Source organism: Oerskovia gallyi (assembly GCF_014836745.1).
Taxonomy (GTDB): Bacteria; Actinomycetota; Actinomycetes; order Actinomycetales; family Cellulomonadaceae; genus Oerskovia; species Oerskovia paurometabola.
The window spans coordinates 165,127-180,254 of sequence record NZ_JACSQE010000004.1; the positions used below are offsets into that span (position 1 = coordinate 165,127).

Below are 15,128 nucleotides of genomic sequence, written 5' to 3' on the forward strand. Positions count from 1 at the left end.
TCCTTGGTGGACGTGGTCCCACTATACCCCCGGGGGTATAGTGCTTCCCAACCCCCAGGAGGAAAGCATGAAGATCGTCATCGTCGGAGGCGTCGCGGCAGGCATGTCCGCGGCGACCCGTCTTCGTCGCCTGTCGGAGGACGCGCAGATCGTCGTCCTCGAGGCCGGCGATCACGTCTCGTTCGCCAACTGCGGCCTGCCCTACTACGCCGGAGGAGTCATCGAGGACCGCGACGCGCTCCTCCTCCAGACCCCCGGGTCGCTCGCCGCCCGCTTCCGCATCGACGTCCGCGTCCGCCACCGCGTCACAGGCGTCGACGCCGACGCGCACACCGTCGCGGTCCGCGACCTCGCCACGGGCGAGGAGTCCGTCGAGACCTACGACCGGCTCGTGCTGAGCCCCGGGGCCCGCCCGATCGTCCCGCCCGCGCCCGGCATGGAGCGCGCCCTCGTGCTGCGCGACGTGGCCGACGTCGACCGGATCGTCGCCGCGATCGACGGCACGATCGACGGCACGGACCCCGCCGGCTCACGCGCCACGACCATGCCCGGCCCCGTCCGGTCACCGGGCCGGTCGCCCGCCCGGCCACCGGCCCGCTCGGCCGTCGTGATCGGCGGCGGGTTCGTCGGGGTCGAGGTCGCGGAGAACCTCGTGCACCGTGGTCTCGACGTCACGCTCGTCGAGCTCGCCGACCAGGTCCTGGCCCCGCTCGACCCCGAGATGGCGATCCGCGTCCAGCAGGAGCTCGAGGCCCACGGCGTCCACGTGCGCACCTCGACGCAGGTCGGTGCGCTCGGCCCCGACACGGCCGACCTGTCCTCGGCCGACGGCTCGCCGCGTGGCACGGTCCCGGCCGACCTCGTCGTGGCCGCGATCGGCGTCCGCCCCGACGTCGAGCTCGCGGTCCTCGCCGGAGCGCAGGTCGGCCCGCGCGGCGGCATCCTCGTCGACGAGGACCTGCGCACCTCGGTGCCCGACGTCTACGCCGTGGGCGACGCCGCGACCAAGCGCGACGCACTCGCCGCGACGACCTCCGACGCCTCGTCCACCGGCGACGAGCCGACCACCCTCATCCCCCTCGCGAACCTCGCCAACCGGCACGGGCGCCACGTCGCCGACGTGATCCTGGGGCGCCGCAACGGCATGCGCCCCTCGATGGGCACGGCCGTCGTCGGGGTGTTCGGGCTGACGGCCGCGAGCGTCGGGCGCAACGAGAAGCGCCTGCGTGCCGAGGGGCGCCCCTACCGGGCGATCCACACGCACCCCGCGCAGCACGCGGGCTACTACCCCGGCGCGACCCAGATGGCCCTCAAGCTGCTCGTCGACCCCGAGACCGACCTGATCCTCGGCGCGCAGGGAGTCGGCCGCGACGGCGTCGACAAGCGCATCGACGTGCTCGCCACGGCCATCGCAGGCGGGCTCACGGCCTCCGACCTCGCCGACCTCGAGCTCGCGTACGCCCCGGCCTACGGCTCGGCCAAGGACCCCGTCAACATGCTGGGCTACGTGGCCGACAACCTGCGCGCGGGTGAGACCCGCAGCGTCCAGTGGCACGAGCTCGACGCGCTCGTCGCCCAGGGCGCGACCGTCGTCGACGTCCGCACGCCGGGCGAGCACGCGCGCGGGACCGTCGAGGTGCGCGCTGCTGACGGCCCTGAGGGCGCGGAGACGCTGCCCGCGCTCAACGTCCCGCTCGACGAGCTGCGCGACCGGGCCGCGGCCGAGATCCCCGCCGGGGCCCCCGTCGTCGTGCACTGCCAGGTGGGGCAGCGCGGGCACACGGCCGCGCGACTGCTGACCCAGCTCGGGTACGACGTGCGCAACCTCGACGGCGGCTACCTCACGTGGCGGGACGGGACGCTCGCCCGCCGCACGGCCCGCACCGACGAGCTCGCGGCGTCCAGAGCCTGACTGGGAGGGGGGGGGGGGCCCCCGCCCCCCCCTCGCCCGGTCGAAAATGCCTCGGCCAGGCACGGCGCCCGATGGGACCATCGGGCATGACCGACGCCCTCGCTCCCCACCCGCCCACCGAGCTTCCGCCCGTCGACACCCTCGCTGGCGACGCGTTCTGGGCCGACTACGCCGCCGCGCACCCGGACGCGGTCGCCCTGTGCGGTGAGTACACGGTCGAGCGGTTCGGCGACTCCCCGACGCTCTCCGACGCCCTGCTGCGCGAGGTCACGCACGGCGCCAAGCGCGCGACGGCGGAGCTCGCCTCCGAGTTCGCCGCCCGCGGCGACGCCCTCCCGCGCGTCGGGTCGCACTGGGTCGCGTGCGACGGCGCCGGGCACCCTCGCGTGATCCTGCGCAGCATCGAACTGCGGCTCGGGACGTTCGGCTCCGTGGACGCGGCCTTCGCGTGGGACGAGGGCGAGGACGACCGGTCGCTCGAGAGCTGGCGACGCGAGCACAGGAAGTACTGGATCCGCACGTGCGCGGCCCGGGGTGCGCAGTGGTCCGAGGACGAGGAGATCGTGCTCGAACGCTTCCAGGTGGTCTGGCCGCCCGAGCTCGCCGACCGTTCGACCCACGACGCCTGACGGTCCGCGCCGGCAGCCGCGGATCCTGCCTACGATGGTCCGGTTCCCTTCACCGCGCGCGGACGTCCGTGCGCGGGACCCCAGCCCGGCAGGAGCCCCATGCCCGTCCGTCCCCGTACCGTCCTGCTGATCTCGGTCGGTGTCGCCGTCGTGCTGCTCGGGTCCCTCGTGGTCTTCCTGTCGATCGTGGGGATCGACGGCGTCGCCTGAGGCATCGGGTTGCGGACCTCGTCCGGCGAGATGCGGACCACGGGGTAGGGCGACGGCCCGGTCGAACGGTCCGCCGGTCAGGACGCGGTGACGCTCCCCGCGCCGAAGACGCGGCGCCGGGCGTGGTCGAGGGCCGCCGCGAGCGCCCCCTCGACCACGCCGTCGCCCTGCGCGGTGGACAGGAGCACCGAGGTCGGCGCCCCGTGCTCGGTGTGCAGCGCCGTGGCGACCCGGCCCCGCAGTGCCTCCCCACCAGCAGCAGCGACCTCGCCACCGAGCACCACCGCGTCGGGGTCGAGGACCCCGATCGCCATGCTCAGCACGACCGCGAGGCGCCGGGCGAGGTCGTCGAGGAAGTCCCCCGCGTCGCCCGTCGGCTCGAGGGCCGCCGCCGCGAGCACGCGCGACGCGGCCTCGCGAACCTGCGGGCTGCGTGCGACGTCGGACCCCCGTCCCGCCGAGGCCGGGGCGATGCGCAGCGTGTCGAGGGGCGCGGCGTCGAACGGCGCCAGGCGGTAGGCCTGCGCGAGGCGCGCGACGGCGTCGAGCTGGACGAGGTCGGCGACCGTGCTCCGGCCCTCGCACCCCCGGCGGGCCGGGTCGGGGACGGGCACCTGGTCGATCTCGCCCGCACCGCCGTGGCGACCTCGGCGGATCCGCCGGTCGAGCAGGGTCGCAGATCCCACGCCCTGGTCGACCCACAGGACGAACAGGTCCCGGACGTCGGCCAGGTCCTCGCGCGCGAGCTCGGCGAGCGCCACGAGGTTGACGTCGTTCTCGACCGCGACCCTCGCGCCGAGCGTCTGGGCGAGCTGCGCCTCGACGTCCTGGTCGTTCCAGACCGCGAGGTGAGGGGCGTACGCGAGGCGTCCGGTAGCCGGGTCGACCGACCCGGGGAAGCCGACGACCACCTGGAGGAGGTCGGCCCGGGAGATCCCGGCCCGTACGCAGGCCTCGTCCAGGACGGCCCTGACGACGTCGAGATGCGCGCCTGGCGGGAGCACGCCCGGCAGGTGCTCGTCGGCGGTCCAGACGACCGCGCGCTCCGACCTGCCGAGCACCTTGTCGGCGAGGTCGGCGACCACGACCGACACCTGGCCGACCGTGACGTCGACACCGGCCGCGTACCCGGAGGCGCCGCGCAACGTCCAGACGACGGCGCGCGGTCCGGGCCGACCATCGCGGTGTCCCGAGCGCTCGACGAGGCCCGCGGCCTCGAGCCGTGCGACGAGGGTCGCGGTCGCCGGCTTGGACAGACCCAGGATCTCCTGGAGGCCGGCCGAGGTCATGGGCCCGTGACGAAACAGAGCCTCGAGCGCGGCCCCGTCGTTGAGGGCGCGCAGGACGGTCGCGTTGCCGACCCTCTTGGTGCTGTCCGTGCTCACGACGTCGTTCTCCTCCTCCGGCCCCGGCGTCCGCGGTGCTCGGGCTCAAGCGTGCCCGAAACCCGGGGCAGCATCGAGATCCCACCGAGACCACCCCGGCACCGGGCGCCCGATGATCGTCTGTAAACTTGACTGGCAGCACATCCCCCGCCGTCCGCCGCACGAGGTCCCGCCGAGAAGACGCGACCGGGAGAGCGCCCGACGACCCCCCGGACCCGAGGAACAGCACCACCGTGAGAATCCGGCCCTACGCGCCCCGCGACCTGGACGCGCTGTACGACATCTGCCTGCGCACGGGAGACAACGGCCGCGACGCGACCGCCGTCTACTCCGACCCACGCCTGCTCGGCGAGATCTACGCCGCGCCCTACGCAGCCCACGACCCGTCGCTCGTGAGCGTGCTCGTCACCGACGACGACCGCGTCGTCGGCTACGTGATCGGCTGCCGCGACACGCTGGCCTTCGAGGAGTGGCGCGAGCGCGAGTGGTGGCCGTTCCTGCGCGAGCGGTACCCCCTTCCGGACCCCGCCGACCCCACGCCCGACGCGCGCCTGGTCCGCCAGATCCACGACCGCACCGCCGCGACGCCGCGACCCTGGCTCACCGAGCCCGCGACGCACCCCGCGCACCTGCACATCGACCTGCTCCCCGAGGCGCAGGGCACCGGCTGGGGACGACGCATGATCGAGCACCTCACGGGCCAGCTCACGGACCTCGGCGTCCCGGGCCTGCACCTCGGCGTCGGCGCCGAGAACCACGGCGCGATCGCGTTCTACTCCCGGCTGGGCCTCGCCCCCCTCTCGGACCCCGACGACGGCGGGCTCACCCTGGGGACGACGCTCGGCGTCCAGGACGCGGCCAGGGCGGACGACACCTCGACGGACGCGCTGCGCGCCGGGTAGCCAGCGGGTCAGACGACCTCGTGCGCCCCGCTCCACGACGCGACCGTGCGGTCGTCCGAGGTCTGCAACGAGAACGAGGTGAGCGGCAGGTTCCCGCTCCGCTTGCGTGACCGGACGACGTCGAGCGCCGCCTCGTCGGTCTCGGCCTCGAACGGTTCGCCTCGCAGCGCAGCGGTCGCCGTCAGGATCGAGTAGGTGGTCATGACGGACGAGCCTAGGGCCAGAACAGGCTCCAGGACGACCCCCGACTCGGTCACACCCGCCCGCGGCCTCCCCGTGCGCCCGCCGCCGGAGGCCCTTCGGCGGCGCCCGGCCCGTCCCCCGGGCGACCCGTCCGCGGGCTACGACCGCCGCCCAGCGGGTGCTCCGCCGTCGGGCCTGGGGGATGCTCGGAACAGCACCCCGACCCCGGAGGACCCCATGCCCGACCCCCAGCTCGTGCTCCTGCGGCACGGTGAGACCGAGTGGAGCCGCTCCGGCCAGCACACCGGCACGAGCGACATCCCCCTGACCCCGCTCGGCGAGGACCAGGCCCGGGCGGCCGGGGCGTTCCTCGCCGGACGCTCGTTCGCCCTCGCCCTGCGCAGCCCGCTGCTGCGCGCCCGGCGGACCGCCGAGCTCGCGGGCTACCCCGACGCGGTCGCCGAACCGAACCTCGCCGAGTGGGACTACGGCCCCGTCGAGGGCCGCACGGCCGACGACGTGAGCGAGGAGATCGGGCGCGACTGGCTGATCTTCCGCGACGGCGTGCACGTGGTGCCCCGTGCCGAGGGCGCCCCGGGCGAGCCGGGGACCCGGCAGGGCGAGACGCTCGACGACGTCGCCGACCGGGCGCGGGCAGTCGTCAGGCGCGTCGACCCCGTGCTGCGCGACGGCGGCGACGTCCTGCTCGTCGCGCACGGTCACCTGCTGCGCGTGCTCGCCGCGGTCTGGCTCGAGCTGGGACCCGCGACCGCCGCGCGGTTCGAGCTGGGCACCGCGAGCATCAGCCTGCTCGGCCACGGGCACGGCCTGCGCACGGTCGAGGGGTGGAACCTGCCGACGGCCTGACCGGGACACCGCGCCGCGACACCCACCCGGGGTGGCACGATGCTCCCCATGAGCGTCAACAAGAACCTCGCCGAGGGCGAGACCGTCGTCATGGAGCTGCGGACCCACCCCAAGGCCCTGTTCCTGCCGATCCTGGTCCTGGTCCTGATCGTGGCCGCGGCGGCGGCGATCCTCTGGTTCTCCCCCGAGCACCCCGTGATCCTGTGGGGCACGCTCGGCGTGGCGGCGGTCGCGGCGTTCGTGTGGGTCGTCGTGCCGCACCTGCGCTGGCTGACGACCAAGTACACGGTGACGACCAAGCGCCTGTCGACACGCACCGGCATCCTCACGCGCACGGGCCGCGACATCCCGCTCTACCGCATCAACGACGTCACGTACGAGAAGGACCTGGTCGACCGCATGTTCGGCTGCGGGACGCTCATCATCTCGGACGCGACCGCCAAGCCCGGCATGACCCTGCCCGACGTCCCGCACGTCGAGGAGGTTCAGGTCCGGCTGCACGAGCTGCTGTTCGCGGCCGACGACGGCTCGGACGACGGCGAGTGGCCCCCGGCCGAGCCGCGGCGCGCCTGATGCGCGCTGAGTGCGGAGTACTTGTCGTCGAACGGGCGATCCGGCGACAAGTACTCCGCACTCAGCGACGGATCAGCGGACGGCGCGCTCGGCGCGCTCCCGCACCTCGTGCGACAACCGGACCTCGCCTGCGGCCTCCGCGTCGAGCAGGCGCTGCGAGACCTCGACCGTCGTGCCCGCGACGCGCGCCCCGAACCAGTCCGCGATGCGCACGCCGTGCGAGGGCCGGTGAACGACCTCGACCGCGTCCCCGGCCCGCACCTCGCCCGGGGTCACGACCCGCAGGTACGCGCCCGTGCGGTTCGCGTCGGTGAACCTCTTGACCCAGCGCTCCTCGCCGAGCCGGCGCGCGAACGTCGAGCACGGCGTGCGCGGCTGCGTGACCTCCAGGACCGCGGACCCCACCTGCCAACGCTCACCGATCAGGGCCCCGCTCGCCGCGACGCCGCGCGTGCGGAAGTTCTCCCCGAACAGCCCGGGCGTGACCTCGTAGCCGAGCTCGGCCGACCAGTGGTCGGCGTCCTCCTGCGAGTACGCGTACACGGCCTGCTCCTCGCCGCCGTGGTGCGCGCGGTCGGCCTGGACGTCGGCGTACAGCCCCAGGGGCCGGACCTTGACGGGTCCCTCGACGGGTCGCTTGTCGATCGCGGTCACTCCGACCGCGCCAGCGTCGGGCAGCAGGACGTGCACGCGGCACACCGCGAGGAGCTCGCCGGTCGCGGTGCTCGCGCCGGGGCGGACGGGTTCCGGGGTCGAGAGGGTCACCGGAGGATTCTCCCAGGTCCCCGCACCGCTCCGGCCCGACGGCGGCGCACCGGCACGTCCGTCCCGTCACCGTGGGCGGCGCGCGCCCCCGCCGCGCGTGTTGGCGACCCGCCGGACAGACTGGTCCGATGGCCAACGGTGTTCTACGACTCAAGTCCGTCGAGGAGTCCCTCGCCGCCCTCGACGACCCGGAACGGTCGCTCAAGCGCGACCTCAACGCCTGGGACCTCGCGGTCATGGGTGTCGCGGTCGCGGTCGGGGCGGGCATCTTCTCGGTCGGCGCGACGGCCGCCGCGAACTTCGCCGGGCCGTCGGTCATCATCTCGTTCGTCATCGCCTCGATCGTGTGCGCGCTCGCCGTCATGTGCTACGCCGAGTTCGCCTCGGCCCTGCCCATCGCGGGCTCGGCCTACACGTTCTCCTACGCGACCATGGGCGAGCTCGTCGCGTGGATCATCGGCTGGGACCTCATCCTGGAGATGCTGCTCGCTGCGTCGGTGATCGCGAAGTTCTGGGGCATCTACCTCGCGGACGCGTTCTCGCTGTTCGGGGTGGACCTGCCGCTGACCATCCCGATCGGTCCCGTGGACCTCGAGTGGGGGCCGGTGTTCATCGTCGCGGTCTTCACGACGCTCCTCGCGATCGGGACCAAGCTCAGCAGCCGCATCAACAGCGTGTTCACGATCATCAAGGTCGCGATCACGCTGTTCGTGATCGTCGTCGGCTTCTTCTACGTCAAGGCCGAGAACTACACGCCGTTCATCCCGCCGTCGCAGCCCGCGCCCGAGAAGTCGGCGCTCGAGCAGCCCCTGTTCGGCTTCCTCACGGGCCTCGAGCCCACGACGTACGGCGTCATGGGCCTGCTCGCGGGCGCGGCGCTCGTGTTCTTCGCGTTCATCGGGTTCGACGTCGTCGCGACCACCGCCGAGGAGGCCAAGGACCCGCAGAAGACCATCCCGAAGGGCATCCTGAGCGGCCTCGCGGTCGTCACGGTCCTCTACATCCTGGTGACGCTCGTCGTCACGGGCATGGTCTCCTACACCGACCTCGCGGCCTCCGAGGATCCCTCCCTGACCACGGCCTTCATCCTGGTGGGCGCCGACTGGGCCGGACGCGTCATCTCGGTCGGCATCCTCATCGGCCTGACCACCGTGATCATGGTGCTGCTCCTAGGGCTCACGCGCGTCATGTTCTCGATGAGCCGCGACGGTCTGCTGCCACGCGGCGTCTCCAAGACCTCGCACCGCTTCCACACCCCGGTCCGCCTCCAGGTGGGCGCTGGCATCGTGGTCGCGCTCATCGCGGGGCTCGCGCAGGTCGAGCTGCTCGAGGAGATGATCAACATCGGCACGCTGTCGGCGTTCGTGCTCGTGAGCTTCGGCATCCCGATCCTGCGTCGCTCCCGGCCCGACATCCAGCGCGGGTTCCGCGTCCCGTGGTCCCCCGTGCTGCCCATCTTCTCGGGAGTCGCGTGCCTGTGGCTCATGACGAACCTGACGACGCTCACGTGGCTGCGGTTCCTCGTGTGGGTCGTGATCGGGCTCGTGATCTACGCGTCGTTCGGGTACCGGCACAGCCTGCTCTCGAAGCGCAACGTCGCGGCACGCGAGGCGGAGGCGGCCGCAGCAGCCGGCCCACCGGGTTCGCCGGGCGACCCAGCCCCACCGGCCTGACCTCCCCGTGCCCGACGGCGCCCCCTCCTCCGGCGAGAGTCTCACCGGAGGAGGGGGCGCCGTCGGGCACTGCCGCCGAGGTAGAGGCGACCTCGGTCTCACGGTCAGGTCAGCAGGTGAGCGCCGCGTAGTCGAGCGTGTACGTCTCCTGCGAGCCCGTGTCGTCCCACGCCCGCACCGTCACGCTGCCCGCCGCGAGCGACCCTGACCTCGCGCTGAACGACTGGTGCGCAAGCTTGTCCGGGTTGACGTGGTTGAACGTCTTCTCGCCGAACGGGGTCGTGATGCGGACGTCGAGCGGTCGGTCCTCGCCGTTGGTCGCGACGACCGACAGCGAGGCCACCTTGCCCGTGCATCGCGCGGTCGCCGACAGCCCCGTCAGCTCGGGGTCGACCGGCGAGACCACGCCGTTGATCGCCGACGTGTCCGCCGCGAGCGACGCCGTGGCGTGCGCGATCGCCTTGGCGTTGATGTCGAGCGCGACCGGGTCGATGTTCTCGATGTCGTCGTTCGCCGAGTGGTAGTTCGGGTCCTGCCAGATCCCCGCCGTGCCGCCGAACAGCGCGACCTCGGCCTCGGTCTTGACGTCGTCGGCGCCCGTGAACAGGCCCGACGCGGGGACGCCGTTCGCGATGAACGCCTGGTAGTCCGAGCGGCCCGAGAACTCCGAGTCGACCCACGCCTGCCCGATCGAGTCGAAGTAGTCCGTGAAGACGTCCTCGGTCTCGGGCGAGCCCGGCGGCACCTCGACCGGCGCCGGATACGTGGACTCGTCGGCGTCGTAGACCCCGATCACGTAGTTGGGCGAGCCCACCATGTCGAAGTTCAGGTAGGTCGCGATCTGGTCGAGCGCGGCCGGGTCGTTCGCGACGAGGTCGTCGACGTAGTGCGTCGACCCGACCAGCCCCACCTCCTCGGCGCCCCACCAGGCGAACCGCACCTGGTTGTCGAGCGGGCCGCCGTGCTCGGCGAGCTGGACCGCGGTCTCGAGGATCGCCGCGGAACCCGACCCGTTGTCGTTGATGCCCGGCCCCTCGGGCACGCCGTCGAGGTGCGCACCGAGCATGACGACGTTGTCCGCCCGGCCCGTGCCGGTCTCGGCGAGGATGTTGAACGTCGTGTGCGAGACGGTCGAGGTCTGCAGCACGTACGTCGCGCTCGTCTGCCCGCCCGCGACCCCCGCGATGATGGCCTGCCCGTCGGCCTGCGTGATGCCGACCGTGGGCACCCACGCGTCGCTGGGCTCGCCGAGCGTCGGGCTGATGGGGCCCGCCGTGTTGTTGTAGATGATGACGGCCGCCGCCCCCGCGGCGGCAGCGTGCTGGACCTTGAGCGAGAAGTTGCAGGACCCTCGGCTGACCAGGGCGACGCCGCCCGTGGCCGCGACGCCTGCCCACGCGTCGGGCGTGCAGCCCTGCTTGAGGGCGTCGGCCGGCTGGACGACGGGTCCCGTGACGCCTTCCGGCGGGGTGTCGGGCGCGAACTCCGCCGGGAAGACGCTCTGCGTGACCGCGACCCCGCCGGCCGTGAGCGACAGCTCGTCGGTCACGAGGTCCTCGAACGTGAAGTACTGGCGCTCGGGCGTGTACCCGGCGTCGGTCAGGACCTGCTCGACGTACGCGGCGCTCGCCTCGTACCCCGGGGTCTCCAGGGCGCGGTTGCCGCCGTTGGCGTCCGCGATGGCCTGGAACTGCTCGAGGTGCTCCATGACGGCAGCGCCCGTGACGTGGTCCTCGAGCGGCGCGGGTGGTGCCGGCGGCGCGGCGGCGGCCGGCGGGACGAACACCGCGGCGAGCCCCAGGCTCAGCGCGGCGACGGACGGGACGATCGGACGTGTTCTCACACTCGTTCTCCTCCACTGGTCTCCCAGCAGCAGACCGCACACTCGACGCGACGCTGCGGGAGTTCGGTTGTCGCGAGCGTACGGGCACGGGGCGAGACGCGACACAGGAACGGTGGAACGCCGAGGGTGCCAGGCAGGATCGCCGACGGCGACGGGCTGGACCGCCGAAGGTGACGGGCTGGACCGCCGAAGGTGACGGGACCGACCGCGGCGGGCGACGCCGTCGGGCCTGATCGCGCGAGACCCCGTCTCGCGGGGTGTCGTGCCACCCGCCCGCAGCCCACCCCTGGCAGGGTGTGCGCATGGATCCGGACTACTCCCTGGCGGTGCGTGCCGCGTGCGAGTTCATCGGCACGGCGATACTCATCATCATCGGCAACGGCACGGTCGCGAACGTGCACCTCAAGGGGTCCAAGGGATACGGCGGCGGCTGGAGCCTCATCGCGATGGGGTACGGGTTCGGCGTCATGATCCCGGCGCTGATGTTCGGCGGGATCAGCGGGAACCACATCAACCCGGCGTTCACGATCGGGCTCGCGACGTGGGGCCTGTTCCCGTGGGCCGACGTCGCGCCGTACGTGGTCGCGCAGATGCTCGGGGCCATGGCGGGGCAGCTCGCGATCGTCGCGACTCACAAGCCGTACTACGACCGCACCGAGAACGTCGACGACGTGCTCGCGACCTTCTCGACCGTCAACGCCGCGCACAGCCGCGTCAACGGGTTCGCGAACGAGCTGCTCGGCTCGGTCATCCTGTTCTCGTGCGCCCTGGCGATCGTCAACTCGCCGCTGACCACGACCGAGCCCGGGCTCGCGCACATGGCGCTCGGCTTCCTCGTGTGGGCGCTCGTCGCGGGGCTCGGCGGCCCGACCGGTCCGGCACTCAACCCGGCCCGTGACCTCGGGCCGCGCATCGTGCACGCGCTCCTGCCCCTCAAGCACAAGGGCCCCTCCGACTGGGGCTACGCGTGGGTGCCCGTCGTCGCGCCGCTGCTCGCGGGGCTCATCGGGGTGGGTTGCTGGAAGCTGCTGCTGGGCTGAGCCGGGCGGGCACGTCACCATCGGCGGCGGGCACGTCACCCTCGGCGGGGGCCGCGCTCAGAGGCCCGCGACCAGCTCCAGCACCGCGGCCAGGACCTCGCCGAACCCGCGCTCGGGCTGGAACACGAGCCACTCGAGCCCCGCGACGAGCGTGGCCCCGAACACCGACGCAGCGAGGAGCGACACGTCGTCCCCGGGGCGTTCCTCGCGCAGCGCGGCCGCGTAGAACTCGATGACGCGCGCACGGATGTGCCCGACCGTCTCCTGCCACTCGCGCCCGACCCGGAAGACCTCGGCCGCGAGGAGCTTGGCGAAGTCGGGGTGGGCGCGGATCTGCTCGAGGAGCGACGCGATGAGCGCCGCGAGCGCCTCCTTGCCCTGCAGCCCTCCGCGGGCCTCGGAGAGCGTGAGGGTGAGGCGTTCGAGCCCGCCCGCGAGCGCGGCCTCGAACACGTCGGACTTGGACCCGAAGTTGTAGTAGACGCTGCCCTTGGCCACGCCCGCGGCGGCCGCGATGTCCTCGACGGACGTGGCGGTGAACCCCTGGTCGGCGATGAGGCTCACGGCGGCGTCGATGATCTGCTGCCGGGTCCCGGCGCGGCGGGCCGCGAAGGCCTGCTCGCGCCGGGTCCCGGCCTCTGCGGTGGCGCCGGGCTCAAGGGGCCCGACGGCGCCCGGTCCATCCGCCGTCGGGTCCGCCTTGGTCGTCGTCATCGTTCGTCCAGCCTCTTCGTCGTCAGATCTCGAGCGCGGGGTGCAGGCGGTCGAGGGTCCAGGTGCGCATGCGGCCCGCCCGCCAGGCGCTGATCGCCAGCGACGCTAGCAGCAGCACGCCGAGGTAGACCACCGCGAACCAGAGCCGTCCGTCGACGCCGCCCGTGATCGTCTGGCGCAGGCCGTCGACCGCGTAGCTCATGGGCAGCAGCGGGTGGATGGCCTGGAAGAACGCGGGCGTGGTCTGCACGGGGTAGGTGCCGCCCGAGGACGCGAGCTGCAGCATGAGCAGCGCGAGGATCGCGACCTTGCCCGCGGCCGGGCCGAGCAGCGCCATGAGGGCCTGCTGGAGGGCGAGGAACGTCGCGGCGACGAGCGTCGTGAACGCGAGCGTCCCGAGCGCGTGCGTCATGTCGAGGCCCACGCCCCAGTGGATGACGGCGAGCATCACGGCGACCTGCGCGAACCCGATGCACAGCGCGGGCAGGAACCCGGCGAGCGTGGTCCGCAGGCCCGAGGCCGGCGTCGCGAGGGCCCGCGAGGGCAGCGGGCGCATGAGCAGCCACGTGATGAGCGCTCCCACGAACAGGGCGAGCGGGATGAAGAACGGTGCGAACCCTTCGCCGAAGCCCTCGGCCTCGGCCAGGTCGTGGTCGGCGACGGTCACGGGGGCCGCGATGACGTCGGCGCGCTGCTCGCGCAGGGCGGTGCCGTCGTCGGGGATGGCCTCGGACCCTTCGGCGAGCTTGTCGGTCAGCGTCTGCGCACCGTCGGTGAGCTGCGCGCCGCCGTCGGCGACCTGGGTGGCGCCGTCGGCCAGGGTGCTGGTGCCGTCGGCGAGCGCCCCGGCGCCGGCCGCGGCGGACTGTGCGCCGTCGGCGAGCTGCTGGGCGCCCGAGTAGAGGGACGAGGTTCCGGCGGCGAGCGTGCCCGCTCCCGACGCGAGCGAGGCGTTCCCGGCCGCGAGGTCGGAGGCACCGCCGCGTAGGGTCGTGAGGCCGTCGCTCAGGGTCGCGGCCCCGGCGGCCACGCCGTCGACGCCGTCGCGGACGGTCTGCGTGCCCGAGCCCGGGTGGAGCTGCGCGTCGATCTGCGCTGCTCCGGCAGAGGCCGTCTTGAGGCCGGTCGAGAGGGCGGGCAGCCCGGCCGCGACCTGCTTCGAGCCGTCGGCGAGGGCCTGGAGCCCGGCTGCGCTCTTGGCGAGCTCGGCGTCGGACGGGAGCTGGCCGAGGGCCTGCTGGTTCGCGGCCGCGAGCGCCTGCGCCCGGGGGTCGGCCGAGGCGCCGAGCGTCGCGGCGTTCTGCTGGAGCAGCGCGCGGAGCGTGGGGACGCTGCCCGTGAGCGAGGTGACCTGTCCTTGGACCTGCGCGACGCCGTCGGACACCTGCTGGGCGCCTGCGGCGGCCTTGTCGGCCCCGGCCACGAGCCCGTCGGGTGCCGTGAAGCCCGCGACGAGCTTCTGCGAGCCGTCGGCGAGCTGAACCATGCCCGACTGGGTCGTGGCCGCACCGGCCGCGAGGGCCGAGGCGCCGTCGGCGGCGGAGGACGCTCCGGCGGCGAGCTTCGAGGCGCCCGCGCTCGCCGAGGTCGCGCCCTGGGACAGCGCGCCCGCGCCGGTCGCGAGCTTTCCGGCGCCCGCCACGGCGGACCCTGCACCGTCGGCGAGCCGGTCGATCCCGGACGCGAGCGTGCCCGCGCCGTCGGCGGCGGAGGTCGCACCGTCGGCGACCTGCGTCGCGCCGTCGGTGAGCTGACCGCTCGCGGCGGTGAGGGTGAGCGCGCCGTCGGAGGCCTGCGCGAACCCGTCGCGGGCGCTGCCGAGGCCCACGAGGACCTTGTCGACGGCCTGCGCGCCGATCTCCTCGCGCACCGCGCCCTGGACCTGCGTCATGGCGCTGCGTCCCAGGGTCGTGGCGAGGAACGAGTTCGCGTCGTTGTACGTGACCATGAGCTGCGCGGACTGCGGGTCGTCTCCCGCGGCGCTCGCGATGCCCTCGGAGAAGCCCTCGGGGATGGTCAGCGCGAAGTAGTAGGTGCCGTCCTTGACACCCTTCTCGGCCTCGGCCGCGTCGACGCGCGCCCACTCGAGGTCGCCCGAGTCGACGAGCGTGGACGTGACCTCCTCGCCTGCGTCCAGGCGTTCACCATCCACCTCGGTGCCGGTGTCGGCGTTGACGATCGCGACGGGCAACTTGTCGAGGTTGCCGGTCGGGTCCCAGAAGGCCCAGAGGTACATGGCCCCGTAGAGCAGGGGCACGAAGATCATCGCGCCCACGGCGAGCTTGGGCAGGAGGCCGCGGCGGAACCGCCGCAGCTCCGTACCGGTGGAGGTCCAGGACATCACGAGAGGTGTCTTCCGTTCTGTTCGTGCGAAGGATGGGGCCCGACGGCGGAGCGTGGGCGGGGCGACGACCGTCGCCCGGGGTGGTGGG

At 73.4% G+C, this 15,128-nt stretch carries 13 protein-coding genes; 7 read left to right on the plus strand and 6 right to left on the minus strand.

The features are described 5' to 3' along the window. The first annotated feature begins 67 nt into the window (after positions 1 to 67). A complete protein-coding gene (locus H9640_RS06500) occupies positions 68 to 1,912 on the plus strand; it encodes an FAD-dependent oxidoreductase (protein ID WP_191789896.1) in 1,845 nt (614 codons plus the stop codon). Between the two features lie 86 nt (positions 1,913 to 1,998). Then, complete coding sequence (locus H9640_RS06505) at positions 1,999 to 2,541, plus strand: ASCH domain-containing protein (protein ID WP_191789897.1); 543 nt, start codon at positions 1,999 to 2,001, stop codon at positions 2,539 to 2,541. A 287-nt stretch (positions 2,542 to 2,828) separates the two neighbouring features. On the opposite strand, the gene H9640_RS06510 is transcribed toward H9640_RS06505, so the two are convergent. After that, entirely contained in the window at positions 2,829 to 4,136 is a 1,308-nt protein-coding gene (locus H9640_RS06510) for an ROK family transcriptional regulator (RefSeq protein WP_191789898.1), read from the minus strand. A gap of 233 nt (positions 4,137 to 4,369) precedes the next feature. On the opposite strand from H9640_RS06510, the gene H9640_RS06515 reads away from it, so the two are divergent. Continuing rightward, entirely contained in the window at positions 4,370 to 5,038 is a 669-nt protein-coding gene (locus H9640_RS06515) for a GNAT family N-acetyltransferase (RefSeq protein ID WP_191789899.1), read from the plus strand. Positions 5,039 to 5,046: 8 nt separating this feature from the next. Here the strand turns inward: H9640_RS06515 and H9640_RS06520 are convergent, their stop codons facing one another. Continuing rightward, positions 5,047 to 5,241 carry a hypothetical protein gene (locus H9640_RS06520; RefSeq protein ID WP_191789900.1) on the minus strand — a complete coding sequence of 65 codons (195 nt, stop codon included), beginning with the start codon at positions 5,239 to 5,241 and terminating at the stop codon, positions 5,047 to 5,049. Positions 5,242 to 5,458: 217 nt separating this feature from the next. Here H9640_RS06520 and H9640_RS06525 point away from each other — a divergent pair, with 217 nt between their 5' ends. Further along, positions 5,459 to 6,088, plus strand: coding sequence for a histidine phosphatase family protein (locus H9640_RS06525; protein WP_191789901.1), 630 nt, complete (start codon positions 5,459 to 5,461; stop codon positions 6,086 to 6,088). A 48-nt stretch (positions 6,089 to 6,136) separates the two neighbouring features. After that, the gene (locus H9640_RS06530; protein ID WP_191789902.1) at positions 6,137 to 6,661 is read left to right on the plus strand and encodes a PH domain-containing protein; all 525 of its coding nucleotides are present in this window, start codon (positions 6,137 to 6,139) and stop codon (positions 6,659 to 6,661) included. Between the two features lie 72 nt (positions 6,662 to 6,733). On the opposite strand, the gene H9640_RS06535 is transcribed toward H9640_RS06530, so the two are convergent. Beyond that, positions 6,734 to 7,426 carry an MOSC domain-containing protein gene (locus tag H9640_RS06535; protein ID WP_191789903.1) on the minus strand — a complete coding sequence of 231 codons (693 nt, stop codon included), beginning with the start codon at positions 7,424 to 7,426 and terminating at the stop codon, positions 6,734 to 6,736. A 128-nt stretch (positions 7,427 to 7,554) separates the two neighbouring features. On the opposite strand from H9640_RS06535, the gene H9640_RS06540 reads away from it, so the two are divergent. Then, entirely contained in the window at positions 7,555 to 9,099 is a 1,545-nt protein-coding gene (locus tag H9640_RS06540; protein ID WP_191789904.1) for an APC family permease, read from the plus strand. A gap of 109 nt (positions 9,100 to 9,208) precedes the next feature. Here H9640_RS06540 and H9640_RS06545 read toward each other — a convergent pair whose 3' ends face one another. Further along, positions 9,209 to 10,942: a M20/M25/M40 family metallo-hydrolase gene (locus tag H9640_RS06545; RefSeq protein WP_318243682.1), complete on the minus strand. Its 1,734-nt coding sequence runs from the start codon at positions 10,940 to 10,942 to the stop codon at positions 9,209 to 9,211. A 302-nt stretch (positions 10,943 to 11,244) separates the two neighbouring features. Here H9640_RS06545 and H9640_RS06550 point away from each other — a divergent pair, with 302 nt between their 5' ends. Further along, positions 11,245 to 11,982, plus strand: a complete 738-nt coding sequence (locus tag H9640_RS06550) for an MIP/aquaporin family protein (RefSeq protein WP_138826684.1) — start codon at positions 11,245 to 11,247, stop codon at positions 11,980 to 11,982. Between the two features lie 57 nt (positions 11,983 to 12,039). On the opposite strand, the gene H9640_RS06555 is transcribed toward H9640_RS06550, so the two are convergent. Together H9640_RS06555 and H9640_RS06560 are read right to left on the minus strand one after the other, a co-directional pair. Next, a complete protein-coding gene (locus tag H9640_RS06555) occupies positions 12,040 to 12,696 on the minus strand; it encodes a TetR/AcrR family transcriptional regulator (RefSeq protein WP_191789905.1) in 657 nt (218 codons plus the stop codon). A 22-nt stretch (positions 12,697 to 12,718) separates the two neighbouring features. Then, positions 12,719 to 15,037 (minus strand): YhgE/Pip family protein, encoded by a 2,319-nt coding sequence (locus H9640_RS06560; RefSeq protein WP_191789906.1) that lies wholly within the window; start codon positions 15,035 to 15,037, stop codon positions 12,719 to 12,721. Between the last annotated feature and the right edge of the window lie 91 nt (positions 15,038 to 15,128).

Bases quoted from the DNA above. Each gene is read 5' to 3' on its own strand.
- H9640_RS06500 (WP_191789896.1), top strand. From the start codon at position 68: ATGAAGATCGTCATCGTCGGAGGCGTCGCGGCAGGCATGTCCGCGGCG.
- H9640_RS06505 (WP_191789897.1), top strand. From the start codon at position 1,999: ATGACCGACGCCCTCGCTCCCCACCCGCCCACCGAGCTTCCGCCCGTC.
- H9640_RS06520 (WP_191789900.1), bottom strand. From the start codon at position 5,241: ATGACCACCTACTCGATCCTGACGGCGACCGCTGCGCTGCGAGGCGAA.
- H9640_RS06525 (WP_191789901.1), top strand. From the start codon at position 5,459: ATGCCCGACCCCCAGCTCGTGCTCCTGCGGCACGGTGAGACCGAGTGG.
- H9640_RS06530 (WP_191789902.1), top strand. From the start codon at position 6,137: ATGAGCGTCAACAAGAACCTCGCCGAGGGCGAGACCGTCGTCATGGAG.
- H9640_RS06540 (WP_191789904.1), top strand. From the start codon at position 7,555: ATGGCCAACGGTGTTCTACGACTCAAGTCCGTCGAGGAGTCCCTCGCC.
- H9640_RS06550 (WP_138826684.1), top strand. From the start codon at position 11,245: ATGGATCCGGACTACTCCCTGGCGGTGCGTGCCGCGTGCGAGTTCATC.
- H9640_RS06555 (WP_191789905.1), bottom strand. From the start codon at position 12,696: ATGACGACGACCAAGGCGGACCCGACGGCGGATGGACCGGGCGCCGTC.
- H9640_RS06560 (WP_191789906.1), bottom strand. From the start codon at position 15,037: ATGTCCTGGACCTCCACCGGTACGGAGCTGCGGCGGTTCCGCCGCGGC.